The sequence below is a fragment of the Pseudomonas sp. FP2300 genome, assembly GCF_030687595.1.
Lineage (GTDB): Bacteria > Pseudomonadota > Gammaproteobacteria > Pseudomonadales > Pseudomonadaceae > Aquipseudomonas > Aquipseudomonas bijieensis.
This window is the reverse complement of sequence record NZ_CP117440.1, coordinates 1,246,035-1,259,721: the sequence shown is the minus strand read 5'-3', so window position 1 is coordinate 1,259,721 and position 13,687 is coordinate 1,246,035. Positions and strand designations below refer to the sequence as shown.

General features: G+C 61.8%; 13 protein-coding genes. 10 read left to right on the top strand and 3 right to left on the bottom strand.

The features are described from left to right. Positions 1–62: 62 nt before the first annotated feature. A complete protein-coding gene (locus PSH86_RS05440; RefSeq protein ID WP_109753667.1) occupies positions 63–773 on the bottom strand; it encodes a tellurite resistance TerB family protein in 711 nt (236 codons plus the stop codon). Between the two features lie 175 nt (positions 774–948). On the opposite strand from PSH86_RS05440, the gene PSH86_RS05435 reads away from it, so the two are divergent. From PSH86_RS05435 to PSH86_RS05395, 9 genes are all read left to right on the top strand, one after another. After that, positions 949–1,863: a LysR family transcriptional regulator gene (locus tag PSH86_RS05435; RefSeq protein ID WP_109753666.1), complete on the top strand. Its 915-nt coding sequence runs from the start codon at positions 949–951 to the stop codon at positions 1,861–1,863. A 136-nt stretch (positions 1,864–1,999) separates the two neighbouring features. Continuing rightward, complete coding sequence (locus tag PSH86_RS05430) at positions 2,000–3,457, top strand: gamma-aminobutyraldehyde dehydrogenase (RefSeq protein ID WP_163855208.1); 1,458 nt, start codon at positions 2,000–2,002, stop codon at positions 3,455–3,457. Positions 3,458–3,547: 90 nt separating this feature from the next. Continuing rightward, complete coding sequence (gene ydcS / locus PSH86_RS05425) at positions 3,548–4,699, top strand: putative ABC transporter substrate-binding protein YdcS (RefSeq protein ID WP_305488374.1); 1,152 nt, start codon at positions 3,548–3,550, stop codon at positions 4,697–4,699. Between the two features lie 201 nt (positions 4,700–4,900). After that, positions 4,901–5,938, top strand: coding sequence for an ABC transporter ATP-binding protein (locus PSH86_RS05420; RefSeq protein WP_176688570.1), 1,038 nt, complete (start codon positions 4,901–4,903; stop codon positions 5,936–5,938). Between the two features lies 1 nt (position 5,939). Continuing rightward, on the top strand, positions 5,940–6,887 hold the full coding sequence (locus PSH86_RS05415; RefSeq protein ID WP_109753662.1) for an ABC transporter permease: 948 nt from the start codon (positions 5,940–5,942) through the stop codon (positions 6,885–6,887). Then, positions 6,877–7,686 carry an ABC transporter permease gene (locus PSH86_RS05410; protein ID WP_116831540.1) on the top strand — a complete coding sequence of 270 codons (810 nt, stop codon included), beginning with the start codon at positions 6,877–6,879 and terminating at the stop codon, positions 7,684–7,686. Before PSH86_RS05415 ends, PSH86_RS05410 begins: the two co-directional genes overlap by 11 nt. A 127-nt stretch (positions 7,687–7,813) precedes the next feature. Beyond that, positions 7,814–9,238, top strand: coding sequence for a gamma-aminobutyraldehyde dehydrogenase (locus PSH86_RS05405; protein ID WP_116831539.1), 1,425 nt, complete (start codon positions 7,814–7,816; stop codon positions 9,236–9,238). Positions 9,239–9,384: 146 nt separating this feature from the next. Continuing rightward, complete coding sequence (locus tag PSH86_RS05400; RefSeq protein ID WP_109753659.1) at positions 9,385–9,636, top strand: CopG family ribbon-helix-helix protein; 252 nt, start codon at positions 9,385–9,387, stop codon at positions 9,634–9,636. Continuing rightward, entirely contained in the window at positions 9,611–9,910 is a 300-nt protein-coding gene (locus PSH86_RS05395) for a type II toxin-antitoxin system RelE/ParE family toxin (protein WP_305488368.1), read from the top strand. Before PSH86_RS05400 ends, PSH86_RS05395 begins: the two co-directional genes overlap by 26 nt. Before the next feature lie 45 nt (positions 9,911–9,955). Here the strand turns inward: PSH86_RS05395 and PSH86_RS05390 are convergent, their stop codons facing one another. Beyond that, complete coding sequence (locus PSH86_RS05390; protein WP_109753657.1) at positions 9,956–10,141, bottom strand: hypothetical protein; 186 nt, start codon at positions 10,139–10,141, stop codon at positions 9,956–9,958. Positions 10,142–10,501: 360 nt separating this feature from the next. Between PSH86_RS05390 and PSH86_RS05385 the strand changes: the two genes are divergently transcribed. Beyond that, positions 10,502–12,127, top strand: coding sequence for a glucan biosynthesis protein D (locus PSH86_RS05385; RefSeq protein ID WP_176688572.1), 1,626 nt, complete (start codon positions 10,502–10,504; stop codon positions 12,125–12,127). Positions 12,128–12,329: 202 nt separating this feature from the next. Here PSH86_RS05385 and PSH86_RS05380 read toward each other — a convergent pair whose 3' ends face one another. Further along, positions 12,330–13,436, bottom strand: coding sequence for an NADH:flavin oxidoreductase/NADH oxidase (locus tag PSH86_RS05380; RefSeq protein WP_116831536.1), 1,107 nt, complete (start codon positions 13,434–13,436; stop codon positions 12,330–12,332). Positions 13,437–13,687: the final 251 nt, after the last annotated feature.

Genomic DNA, 13,687 nt, shown 5'->3' with positions numbered 1-13,687 from the left:
GTGACTGACCAGGCGCCATCGCGAGCAGGCTCGCTCCCACAGGGAATAGCGTTGGGGCTGTTCTATACGGTCGCCTGGCGCACCTGTTTCTCCAGTTCCACCTTCAACCCCGGTTCCAGCTTGAGTTGGCGCGCCAGTTCATCGAGGTAGGACTTCTCCATGAAGTTTTCCTCGTCCACCAGCATCACGCTGGCGATGTACATTTCCGCGGCCATTTCCGGGGTGCTGGCGGCGCGGGCGACGTCAGTGGGGTCCAGGGGCTTGTTGAGTTCGGCGTGCAGCCAGTGTTGCAGTTCCTGGTCGTTGTCGAGCTTGGTGAACTCACCTTCGATCAACTGCCGCTCACGTTCGTCCACATGGCCGTCGGCCTTGGCCGCCGCCACCAGCGCCTTGAGGATCGCCTGGCTGTGCTGTTCGACCTGCGCCGGCGGAACGCGGTCGAGGGTCTGCGGTTCGGTTTTCGGTGCGCTGCCCTGCTGGGCCTGCCAGTTGCCGTAAGCCTTGTAGGCGATCACGCCCAAGGCCGCCAGGCCACCATAGGCCAGGGCCTTGCCGCCGAAGTTGCGGGCTTTCTTGTTGCCCAGCAACAGGCCCATGGCCCCGGCGGCCAATGCCCCGCCGCCCGCACCGGAAAGCATTCCGCCCAGGTTGCCGGAGCCGCCGAGCAATCCGCCCAGGCCGCCGGACGATTTGCCCTGGGAGCCGCCCGCCTTGTTCTGCAACATTTCCTGGCCGGACTTGAGAAGCTGATCGAGCAATCCACGAGTGTTCATTTGCTGCCTCCACGCATTCGGAGTAACCGGATCATTAAGGCCATCAGCCTAGATCGAAAGTGCCCCGCCGCCTTCGGCGAGATTGCTTCGAGATGTTGCCTGTCGACTCGCTACCCATTGAAAAAAACGATATACACTGGAGCTCATCGATAAAACCGCTCAGCGGGTAATCCCCATGATGACGTTGCGTCAGATTCGCCATTTCATCGCCGTGGCCGAAACCGGCTCCATCTCTGCCGCTGCGCAAACGGCCTTCATTTCCCAGTCGACCTTGACCCTGGCCATCCAGCAATTGGAGCAGGAGATCGGCGTCAACCTGTTCAATCGCCACGCCAAGGGCATGACCCTGACGCACCAGGGCCACCAATTCCTGCGCCAGGCCCACTTGATCCTGGCCACCGTCGACAACGCCAAGCGCAGCCTGCAACAAAGCACCGACCAGGTTGCCGGCCAAGTCACCATCGGCGTCACCAGCCTGGTCGCCGGGTATTACCTGGCGGACCTGCTGACCCGTTTCCAGCGCGCCTATCCCAACGTGGAAATCCGCGTCATGGAGGACGAGCGGCCCTACATCGAGCATCTGCTGGTCAGCGGCGAAATCGATGTCGGGGTGCTGATCCTGTCCAACCTGGAAGACCGCCACGCCTTGCAGACCGAAGTCCTGACCCATTCGCCCCATCGCTTGTGGCTGCCGGCGCAGCATCCGCTGCTGGAACACGACAGCATCAACCTGGCCGACGTCGCCCGCGAACCGCTGATCCAGTTGAACGTCGATGAAATGGACCGCAACGCCCAGCGCCTGTGGCGCGGTGCCGGCCTGCAACCGAAGGTCACCCTGCGCACCGCCTCGACCGAAGCGGTGCGCAGCCTGGTGGCGGCGGGATTGGGCGTGTCGATCCAACCGGACATGACGTACCGCCCATGGTCGCTGGAAGGCGACATCATCGAAGCGCGACCGATTGCCGACCTCAACCAGACCCTCGACGTCGGCCTGGCCTGGCGCCGGGGCACGGCGCGACCGGCGTCGGTCGACCCGTTCCTGGCCGTCGCCCGGGAACAGCCCCATGGCGGACGCAAGCCATCTATTTAATCGAACGAAGCCTTGAGTATTTCGAATTTGTCGGCCTTGAGGCTGAGCACTAGTCTTGCTGCATCACCACATTCCATTGTGGGAGTGAGCAGGCTCGCCCCCACAGGTTCTTTGTTTCCACTGAGACCTATAAAAAATGGCAGGCACGCAAACCCCGTTATGCACCGCGTTGCTGATAGACGGGGAACTCGCTCCTGGTGAGGGCATTGTCGAGCCGATCCTCAACCCGGCCACCGGCGAAGTGTTGGCTCACATCGCCGAGGCCAGCACCGAGCAGGTCGAAGCCGCGATTCTCGCCGCCCATCACGCCTTCGATGGTTGGTCGCGCACCACGCCACAACAGCGTTCGAACCTGCTGCTGGAGATTGCCAGTGCCATCGAGAAAAACGCCGACGAGCTGGCCCGCCTCGAATCCCTGAACTGCGGCAAGCCACTGCACCTGGCGCGCCAGGATGACCTGAGCGCCACGGTGGATGTATTTCGTTTCTTCGCTGGTGCCGTGCGCTGCCAGACCGGCCAGCTCAGCGGCGAATACCTGCCCGGCTACACCAGCATGGTGCGCCGCGACCCAATCGGTGTAGTGGCGTCCATTGCGCCATGGAATTACCCGATCATGATGGCCGCGTGGAAAATCGCCCCGGCCCTGGCCGCTGGCAATACGCTGGTGTTCAAACCCTCGGAACACACGCCGCTGTCGATCCTGGCCTTGGCCCCAACGCTGGCCGAGATCCTGCCACGGGGCGTGATCAACATCGTCTGCGGGGGTGGCGAAGGTGTGGGCAGCCATCTGGTCAGCCATCCGAAAGTGCGCATGGTCTCGCTGACCGGCGATATCGTCACCGGGCAGAAGATCCTCCAGGCCGCAGCGAAAACCCTCAAGCGCACGCACCTGGAGCTCGGTGGCAAGGCGCCGGTGATCGTGTGCAACGACGCCGACCTCCAGGCGGTGATCGAAGGCGTGCGTACCTACGGTTATTACAACGCTGGGCAGGATTGCACCGCGGCGTGCCGGATTTACGCCCAAGGGGCGATTCATGACCGGCTGGTGGCCGAACTCGGCGCGGCAGTCAGCAGCCTGCGCTTTGCCGGCAAGCGCGATGCCGACAATGAAATCGGCCCGCTGATCAGCACCCGCCAGCGCGACCGGGTTGCCAGTTTTGTCGAGCGCGCCCTCGGCCAGCCGCACATCGAACGCATCACTGGCGCGGCGGTGCATTCCGGTGCCGGTTTCTATTACCAGCCCACGCTGCTGGCCGGCTGCAAGCAAAGCGATGAAATCGTCCAGCGCGAGGTGTTCGGCCCGGTGGTCACCGTGACCCGCTTCGACGAACTCAGCCAGGCGGTGGACTGGGCCAACGATTCCGAATACGGCCTGGCATCCTCGGTATGGACCCAGAACCTGGACAAGGCCATGCAGGTAGCGGCGCGGCTGCAATACGGCTGCACCTGGATCAACAGCCACTTCATGCTGGTCAGCGAAATGCCCCACGGCGGCCTGAAACGGTCCGGTTATGGCAAAGACCTGTCCAGCGATTCGCTCCAGGACTACAGCGTGGTGCGCCACATCATGGCCCGCCACGGCCAGCATCTGTAGATAACAGCACTACTCTAATAACAGGCCTTCAATGGCGCTTCACCCCGTTGAAACACTGCCCCGACCATAATTAAAGCAAGAGGGATTTCCATGTACGCGCACAAGACCGTATTGCTCAGTGCAATCACCACGGCGCTGCTGACCAGCGTCAGCCTCCAGGCCGCCGAACCGCTCAAGGCCATCGGCGCCGGCGAGGGCCAACTGGATATCGTCGCCTGGCCGGGTTACATCGAACGCGGCGAAAGCGACAAGGCCTACGACTGGGTGACCGGTTTCGAGAAGGAAACCGGCTGCAAGGTCAATGTGAAAACCGCCGCGACGTCCGACGAAATGGTCAGCCTGATGACCAAGGGCGGCTACGACCTGGTCACCGCGTCGGGCGACGCCTCGCTGCGGCTGATTGCCGGCAAGCGCGTGCAACCGATCAACACCGCGCTGATCGCCAACTGGAAAAACCTCGACCCGCGCCTCAAGGATGCGCCGTGGTACGTGGTCAACCAGCAGACCTACGGAACCCCGTATCAGTGGGGCCCGAACGTGTTGATGTACAACACCGAAGTATTCAAGCAGGCGCCCACCAGTTGGGGCGTGCTGTTCAACACCCAGAACCTGCCCGACGGCAAGCCGAACAAGGGACGCGTGCAAGCCTACGATGGCCCGATCTACATCGCCGACGCGGCGCTGTACCTCAAGACCGCCAAGCCTGAGCTGGGCATCAAGGACCCCTACCAACTCGACGAAGCGCAGTACAAGGCCGTGCTGGAATTGTTGCGGGCCCAGCAACCGTTGATCCATCGCTACTGGCACGACACCACCGTGCAGATGAGCGATTTCAAGAACGAAGGCGTGGTGGCGTCCGGCGCCTGGCCGTATCAGGTCAACGGCCTGATGAACGAAAAACAACCGATCGCCTCGACCATTCCAAAAGAAGGTGCCACCGGTTGGGCCGACACCACGATGCTGCACGCCGAGGCCAAGCACCCCAACTGCGCGTACAAATGGATGGACTGGTCGCTGCAACCGAAAGTCCAGGGTGACGTGGCCGCATGGTTCGGCTCGTTGCCAGCGGTACCGGCGGCGTGCAAGGACAGCGAACTGCTCGGTGCCGAAGGCTGCAAGACCAACGGCTTCGACCAGTTCGACAAGATCGCCTTCTGGAAAACCCCGCAGGCCGAGGGCGGCAAGTTCGTGCCGTACAGCCGCTGGACCCAGGACTACATTGCGATCATGGGTGGGCGGTAAGCCTCAGTCGGCTTAGGAAACTGAACACCGCTCTTGTGTGGGAGCAAGGCTTGCCCGCGATGAAGATGATGCGGTCTTTCGGGGAACCGAGGTGCCTGTATCGCGAGCAAGCTTTGCTCCCACAGCGCTGTTCCCACAGGTCCAGTGTCCGGCCCACCACCAACAATCCAACGGAAGTCGCGCTTTTTGGAGCCCCGCACCATGACGCTTGCAGTCCAATTCACCCAGGTATCCCGTCAGTTTGGCGAAGTGAAGGCCGTTGACCGGGTTTCCATCGACATTCAGGACGGCGAGTTCTTTTCCATGCTGGGCCCCTCCGGCTCGGGCAAGACCACCTGCCTGCGCTTGATCGCCGGGTTCGAACAACCCAGTGCCGGCTCGATCCGCATCCACGGCGAAGAAGCCGCCGGACTCCCGCCCTATCAACGGGACGTCAACACGGTGTTCCAGGATTACGCGCTTTTCCCGCACATGAATGTGCGCGACAACGTCGCCTACGGCTTGAAAGTCAAAGGCGTCGCCAAGGCCGAGCGCATCAAGCGCGCCGACGAAGCACTGGAGATGGTGGCCCTGGACGGTTATGGCGAACGCAAGCCCGTGCAACTCTCCGGCGGCCAGCGTCAACGCGTGGCCCTCGCCCGTGCACTGGTCAATCGCCCGCGGGTGTTGCTGCTGGACGAACCCTTGGGCGCCTTGGACCTGAAGCTGCGCGAGCAGATGCAAGGCGAGTTGAAGAAACTGCAACGCCAGCTGGGCATCACCTTCATTTTCGTCACCCACGACCAGACCGAAGCCTTGTCGATGTCCGATCGCGTGGCAGTGTTCAACAAGGGCCGGATCGAACAGGTCGACACGCCGCGCAACCTGTACATGAAACCGGCGACCACCTTCGTCGCCGAGTTCGTCGGTACTTCCAATGTGATTCGCGGCGAACTGGCCCGGGAACTGAGCGGTTATCCACAGCCGTTCTCGATCCGTCCGGAACACGTGCGCTTCGCCGAAGGTCCGTTGGCCGCCCATGAAATCGAAGTCCACGGCCTGCTGCACGACATCCAGTACCAGGGCAGCGCCACGCGCTACGAGTTGAAACTTGCCAACGGCCAGACCCTGAACCTCAGCCAGGCCAACACCCAGTGGCTCGACAACACCGCCCAGCACCAGACTGGCCAGCCCCTCAGCGTACGCTGGGCGCGGGAGGCGATGGTCGTGCTGCATGACACTGTCGGCGGTGAGGTGTGAGATGAACACCCTGACCATCAACCAAACGCCTGCGTCCGGTTCACCGTTGCGGCGTTTTTCCAACCTGCTGTATCGGCGGCCCAACCTGTACCTGTCGATGTTGCTGGTGCCGCCGCTGATCTGGTTCGGCGCGATCTACCTGGGCTCGCTGCTGACCTTGCTGTGGCAGGGCTTCTACACCTTCGATGACTTCACCATGGCGGTCACCCCCGACCTGACCCTGGCGAATTTCACCGCACTGTTCCAGCCCTCGAACTTCGACATCATCCTGCGCACCTTGAGCATGGCCATTGTCGTGTCCATCGCCAGCGCCATCGTCGCGTTCCCGATTGCCTACTACATGGCGCGCTACACCAGCGGCAAGACCAAGGCGTTTTTCTACATCGCAGTGATGTTGCCAATGTGGGCCAGCTACATCGTCAAGGCCTATGCCTGGACGCTGCTGCTGGCCAAGGGTGGCGTAGCGCAGTGGTTCGTCCAGCACCTGGGGCTGGAACCGCTGTTGCAGTTCGTACTGGGGATCCCCGGAGTGGGCGGCAGCACCTTGTCCACCTCACACCTGGGACGTTTCCTGGTGTTCGTCTACATCTGGCTGCCGTTCATGATCCTGCCGATCCAGGCCTCACTGGAGCGCCTGCCGCCATCGCTGCTGCAAGCCTCGGCGGACCTGGGCGCCAGACCACGCCAGACGTTCATGCAGGTGATCTTGCCGCTGTCGATCCCGGGCATTGCCGCCGGCTCGATCTTCACCTTCTCGCTGACCCTGGGGGATTTCATCGTGCCGCAACTGGTGGGCCCGCCGGGCTACTTCGTCGGCAGCATGGTCTACGCCCAGCAAGGCGCCATCGGCAACATGCCCATGGCTGCGGCGTTCACGCTGGTACCCATCGTGCTGATTGCCATCTACCTGTCTATCGTCAAGCGCCTGGGGGCTTTCGATGCACTCTGAAAAATCCTCCTGGGGCCTGAAGATCGCCGCGTGGGGCGGGCTGGTGTTCCTGCATTTCCCGATCCTGATCATCTTCCTCTACGCCTTCAACACCGAGGACGCAGCCTTCAGCTTTCCGCCCAAGGGCCTGACCCTGAAGTGGTTCAGCGTCGCCTTCGCGCGCCCGGATGTGCTCGAAGCTATCAAGCTGTCGTTGCAGATCGCGGCCATCGCCACGCTCATCGCCATGGTGCTCGGTACGCTGGCCTCGGCAGCGCTGTACCGCCGGGATTTCTTCGGCAAGCAGGGCATTTCGCTGATGCTGATCCTGCCGATTGCCCTGCCAGGGATCATCACCGGCATTGCCCTGTTGGCGACCTTCAAGACCCTGGGCATCGAACCGGGCATGTTCACCATCATCGTCGGCCACGCGACCTTTTGCGTGGTGATCGTCTACAACAACGTCATCGCCCGCCTGCGCCGCACCTCCCACAGCCTGATCGAAGCCTCGATGGACCTGGGCGCCGACGGTTGGCAAACCTTCCGCTACATCATCCTGCCCAACCTCGGCTCGGCACTGCTGGCCGGAGGGATGCTGGCGTTTGCGCTGTCGTTCGACGAAATCATCGTTACCACCTTCACCGCCGGCCACGAACGCACGCTGCCGCTGTGGCTGCTCAACCAGCTCAGCCGCCCCCGCGACGTGCCGGTGACCAACGTGGTGGCGATGCTGGTGATGATCGTGACGATGCTACCGATACTCGGCGCTTATTACCTGACCCGCGGGGGTGAGAGCGTGGCGGGGAGTGGCGGGAAATGAATCTGATACTAACGATGACCACCCAATGTGGGAGCGAGCCTGCTCGCGATGGCGTTTCTGATGGCGCCAAAAGCTTCGCGAGCAGGCTCGCTCCCACAGAAAAACGGCGACAGACGAGGATATGCACATGCAAACCAAACTGCTGATCAACGGCCACTTGGTAAACGGCGAAGGCCCCGGCCAGGCTGTGTTCAACCCCGCGCTGGGGCGGGTGCTGGTGGAAATCAACGAAGCCAGCGAAGCCCAGGTCGATGCCGCCGTGCGCGCCGCCGACACCGCCTTCGAGTCTTGGTCGCAAGTCTCGCCCAAGGACCGTTCCCTGCTCCTGCTAAAACTGGCCGATGCCATCGAAGCCCACGGCGAAGAACTGGCAAAGCTCGAATCGGACAATTGCGGTAAACCCTTGAGCGCCGCGCTGAACGACGAGATCCCGGCAATCGCCGACGTGTTCCGCTTCTTTGCCGGCGCCAGCCGCTGCATGAACGGCTCGGCGGGCGGCGAATACCTGCCGGGGCACACCTCGATGATCCGCCGCGACCCGGTGGGGGTCATCGCCTCCATCGCGCCATGGAACTACCCGTTGATGATGGTTGCCTGGAAAATCGCCCCGGCCCTGGCCGCTGGTAATACCGTGGTGCTCAAGCCATCGGAACAGACCCCGCTGACCGCGTTGCGCCTGGCGGAACTGGCGTCGGAAATTTTCCCAGCGGGTGTGCTCAACGTGGTGTTCGGTCGTGGGCAAACCGTCGGCCAGCCGCTGGTGACTCATCCGAAAGTGCGCATGGTGTCGCTGACCGGCTCCATCGCCACCGGTTCGAACATCATTTCCAGCACCGCCGACAGCGTCAAGCGCACGCACATGGAACTGGGCGGCAAGGCCCCGGTGATCATTTTCGACGACGCCGACATCGACGCGGCGGTGGAAGGCATCCGCACCTTCGGGTTCTACAACGCCGGCCAGGATTGCACGGCCGCATGCCGCATCTATGCCCAGCAAGGCATCTACGACCGCTTCGTCGAGAAGCTCGGCGCCGCGGTGGGCAGTATCAAGTACGGCCTGCAAACCGCGCCAGACACCGAGATGGGCCCGCTGATCACCGCCCAGCACCGCGACCGCGTCGCCGGCTTCGTCGAACGCGCCATCGCCCAGCCGCATATCCGCCTGGTCACCGGCGGCAAGGCCGTGGACGGCAACGGGTTCTTCTTCGAACCAACGGTGCTGGCCGACGCGCAGCAGGATGACGAAATCGTCCGCCGCGAAGTCTTCGGGCCGGTGGTGTCCGTCACGCCGTTCCTCGACGAAGCGCAAGTGCTGGCCTGGGCCAACGATTCGGACTACGGCCTGGCTTCATCGGTGTGGACCGCCGACGTCGGCCGCGCCCATCGCCTGTCGGCACGCCTGCAATACGGCTGCACCTGGGTCAACACGCACTTCATGCTCGTCAGCGAAATGCCCCATGGCGGTCAGAAACGTTCCGGCTATGGCAAGGACATGTCCATGTATGGGCTGGAGGATTACACGGTGGTGCGGCATGTGATGTTCAAGCATTGAAGCCAAGACAACGTTAGCAACACATGCTCGCGCCCGCCCTACTTGCACGCTGCTAAGGTTTTCGTCGACGGGCGCACGCTCGCCGGTTGACGGAAATCCTGGCAGGACCTAGGGTGTCTACAACGTATACAGCTTGGAGATTAGCCATGGCCTCGCCCGTTTTGTCCTTTCGTGTGGAAGAAGGTCTGGCCCAACAGCTGGATTTGCTGGCTGCCGCCACCGACCGCGACCGTCAATATCACCTCAAGCGTGCACTGGTTCGATATGTAGAGGCCGAGTCCTGGCATCTGCAAGCCATCAGCGAAGGCATAGCAGACGCCGATGCTGGAAATCTGACCGATCTGGATGCCGTGAAGGCTAAGTGGGCAAAACGTGCCGAGCATCGTACTGACCGATAAAGCACAGAGTGACCTCGACTCGATTCATGAACATTACCAAAGCGCTATCGGCACACAAGGCGCTGACGATGTCATCATCGCCATCCTGGAGACGCTGCGACAATTGCAGCGTTTTCCCGGTTCAGGCCGTCCTTCAGTCGTTCCCGATATTCGAGAGCTGGTGCTGACACGCTATCCATTCGTTGCGCCTTACCGACTCGTACAGGGGCAATTGCAAATCCTGCGGATATTGCACCAGCGCGGCGAACGGCCCCGGGACTGGTCGATGGAGTAACTTTGGCCGGTGCTCTCCTGGCCCGGCCATCATCACCGCGCTTGATCAGAATCTGGAAACACTGCGCATCGCATCCACCAGGTAACGCATGGCGATGCGGTCGTTTTCCGACAGTTCCCGATAGCGCTCCACCAGCCTTAACTCTTCCAGGCTGAGCCGTCGTGTCCTGCGTCCATTGGTCAGGCCTGGAAAGATCCCCAGCATTTCGGTAATGCCCTGTATTTTTGTCATGAACTGTCCTTCTTTACGTCGAGTTGACCTGATAGCGCCGTCTGAATCCGGGTTGAATCGTCTATCACGCTAAAGAATAGGGAGGATTCAAAGCGTGAAAAGGGAGTTTTAGAGTAATTAGTCAAAAAAAGTTGGAATCGACATAAAAAAAGAAATAACTGTAAGAAAATTTGACCAAGCCACGCTTTCCCTTTCTCTCCAAGCCTGCATTTCCCCTATGATTTTGCGCCTCGGTGAACCGATCCAGCTCTCAGGCATCTGTTCTAACGTTCGTCGCGTTTGGCCAAAGGCATGTCCGAACTCCTTTACCAATCTCTGTTGCCAGGATCGGCTCGGGATTGTTCGAGAAAGGTTGTATTTATGCACCGCAGGAATCTGCTCAAGGCCTCCATGGCTTTCGCCGCCTACACTGGGCTATCGGCCTCCGGGCTCATGGCCGCCCGTGCCTGGGCCGCCGATCAGACTGCCGACGGCGAAGCCCGTCCCTTCGATTTCAACGGTTTGAAGGATCAGGCCCGGCGGCTGGCCGAGAGCCGCTACGTCGACACCAAGCAAGTCCTGCCACCGACCCTGGCCCAAATGTCGCCGCTGCAGTTCAACGCCATCCGTTATGACGCCAATCATTCGCTGTGGAATGAGCTGGACGGGCAACTGGACGCACAATTCTTCCACGTCGGCATGGGTTTCAAGCAGCCGGTGCGCATGTACAGCGTCGACCCGAAGACGCGTATGGCCCGTGAGGTGCACTTTCGTCCGGAACTGTTCAACTATGAGAAAACCACGGTCAACACCTCGCAGTTGACGGGTGACCTGGGCTTCGCCGGCTTCCGTGTCTTCAAGGCGCCGGAACTGGACCGGCACGACATCGTTTCTTTCCTGGGGGCCAGCTATTTCCGCGCCGTGGACGCCAGCGGCCAGTACGGGCTGTCGGCACGCGGCCTGGCCATCGACACCTATGCCAAGAAGCGTGAGGAATTCCCGGACTTCACCAAGTTCTGGTTCGAAACCCCGGAGAAGAACAGCACCCGGTTCGTGGTCTACGCCCTGCTCGACTCCCCCAGCGCCACCGGTGCCTATCGGTTTGATATCGATTGCCAGCCGACCCGGGTGGTGATGGAGATCGACGCGCACATCAATGCCCGTACCGCCATCGAGCAACTGGGCATTGCGCCCATGACCAGCATGTTCAGCTGCGGCACCGTCGAGCGGCGCATGTGCGACACCATCCATCCGCAAATCCACGATTCCGACCGGCTGGCCATGTGGCGCGGCAACGGCGAGTGGGTCTGCCGCCCGTTGAACAACCCCGCCAACCTGCAGTTCAATGCCTACGCCGACAAGGACCCGAAAGGCTTCGGCCTGGTGCAGACCGACCATGACTTTGCCAGCTACCAGGACACCGTGGACTGGTACAGCAAGCGCCCGAGCCTGTGGGTCGAGCCTACGACGGCCTGGGGCGAAGGCTCGGTTGACCTGCTGGAGATCCCTACCACCGGCGAAACCCTGGATAACATCGTTGCGTTCTGGACACCGAAAAAACCGGTGGCTGCCGGCGACTCGCTGAACTATGGCTACAAGCTCTACTGGAGCGCGCTGCCACCCGTGAGCACGGACCTGGCCCACGTCGACGCCACCCGCTCAGGCATGGGCGGTTTCATCGAGGGCTGGGCGCCGGGCGAGCATTACCCGACCGTCTGGGCCCGTCGCTTTGCCGTGGACTTCAGCGGCGGCGGCCTCGACCAATTGCCGCCGGGCACCGGCATCGAACCGGTGGTGACCTGCTCCCACGGCGAGGTGAAGGACTTCAACGTGCTGGTGCTGGATGCGATCAAGGGCTACCGCATCACCTTCGACTGGTACCCGACCGACGACCGTGTGGACCCGGTGCAGATGCGCCTGTTCATTCGCACCAAGGACCGGACCTTGAGCGAGACCTGGTTGTACCAGTACTTCCCGCCGGCACCGGATAAGCGCAAGTATCCCTGAGCCCTGCTGCGTCAGGAATGACGCCTTCGCGAGCAAGCCCGCTCCCACATTGAGCCTTGTTGTGAACGCTATCCGCGCCACACAACAGATCCACTGAGGGAGCGAGCCTGCTCGCGATGAGGCCGGTACAAGCACCAATTTTTTTCAAACAAACAAAAAGCCCCGGCCAATAACGACCGGGGCTTTTGGTTTTACCAAGCACTCAATCGCGCAAATCCGACTCATGGATCGGCTGGTCCCGATGCGTGGCCCGCTGGTACTGCGCCGGCCATGTAGCCTTGCGTCCACCCAAGTCATCATCGGCATGCAGGGCCCAGTACGGATCACGCAACAATTCCCGGGCGAGGAAAATGATGTCGGCCTGGCAGGTGCGCAGGATGTGTTCGGCCTGGGCCGGTTCGGTAATCATGCCGACAGTGCCGGTGGCGATTTCCGACTCCTTGCGTACCCGTTCGGCAAAGCGTGTCTGGTAGCCCGGGCCGGTGGGAATTTCCGCATTCGCGGCGGTGCCGCCCGATGACACATCGATCAAGTCCACTCCCAGGGCCCTGAAGCGTCGCGCCAGCTCCACGGTTTCATCCGGGTTCCAACCGTCCTCGACCCAGTCGGTGGCGGAGACGCGCACGAACACCGGCAACTCTTCAGGCCATACGGCCCGCACCGCCTCGGTCACTTGCAACACCAGGCGGATGCGGTTCTCGAACGAGCCGCCGTATTGATCGCGTCGCTGATTGCTCAAGGGCGACAGGAATTGATGCAGCAGATAGCCATGGGCCGCGTGGACCTCGACCACCTTGAAGCCGGCCGCGAGCGCACGCTTGGCCGCATCGACGAAGGCCTGGATCACGCCGGCGATCTGCCCTTCGTCCAACTGCACCGGCTGGGTGTGTTGAGGGTCGAAGGCTATCGGCGACGGACCGACCGGCACCCAACCGCCGTCCGCTGGTTTGACGCTGCCATGCTTGCCCAGCCAGGGCCGCCAAGTGCTGGCCTTGCGCCCGGCATGGGCCAGCTGTATGCCCGGCACGGCCCCTTGGGCGGTGATGAACCGGGTGATGCGTTGCAAGGGTTCGATCTGTTCGTCGTTCCACAGCCCCAGGTCCTGGGCGGTGATGCGGCCGTCGGCGGTCACGGCGGTGGCTTCGGTGAACACCAGGCCGGCACCGCCCACGGCGCGGCTGCCCAAGTGCACCAGGTGCCAATCGTTGGCCAGGCCATCGGTGCTCGAATACTGGCACATCGGCGATACCGCGATGCGATTGGGCAGGGTCAATTGGCGAAGAGTATAGGGTTCCAGCAGCAGACTCATGGGGCACCTCTCGAATCAGTGGGCAGGCTCCAGGGTTCTGTTTGAAAAGTCGACGAGTGACAAAAGGTGCAACACCCGCCCCCGCGGGCAACGAAAATCGACAAGACGTCACAACGGCTATCAAGCAGTGCTTAGAGCCTAGTCGACAACCCGGGAGGCGGGAGGGTTCAGAACTTAAAAACCGACGGTGTGACGAGAGGGCTTGCTCCCGCTTGGGTCGGTCACTGTGTAGCGAGGGGATTTATCCCCGC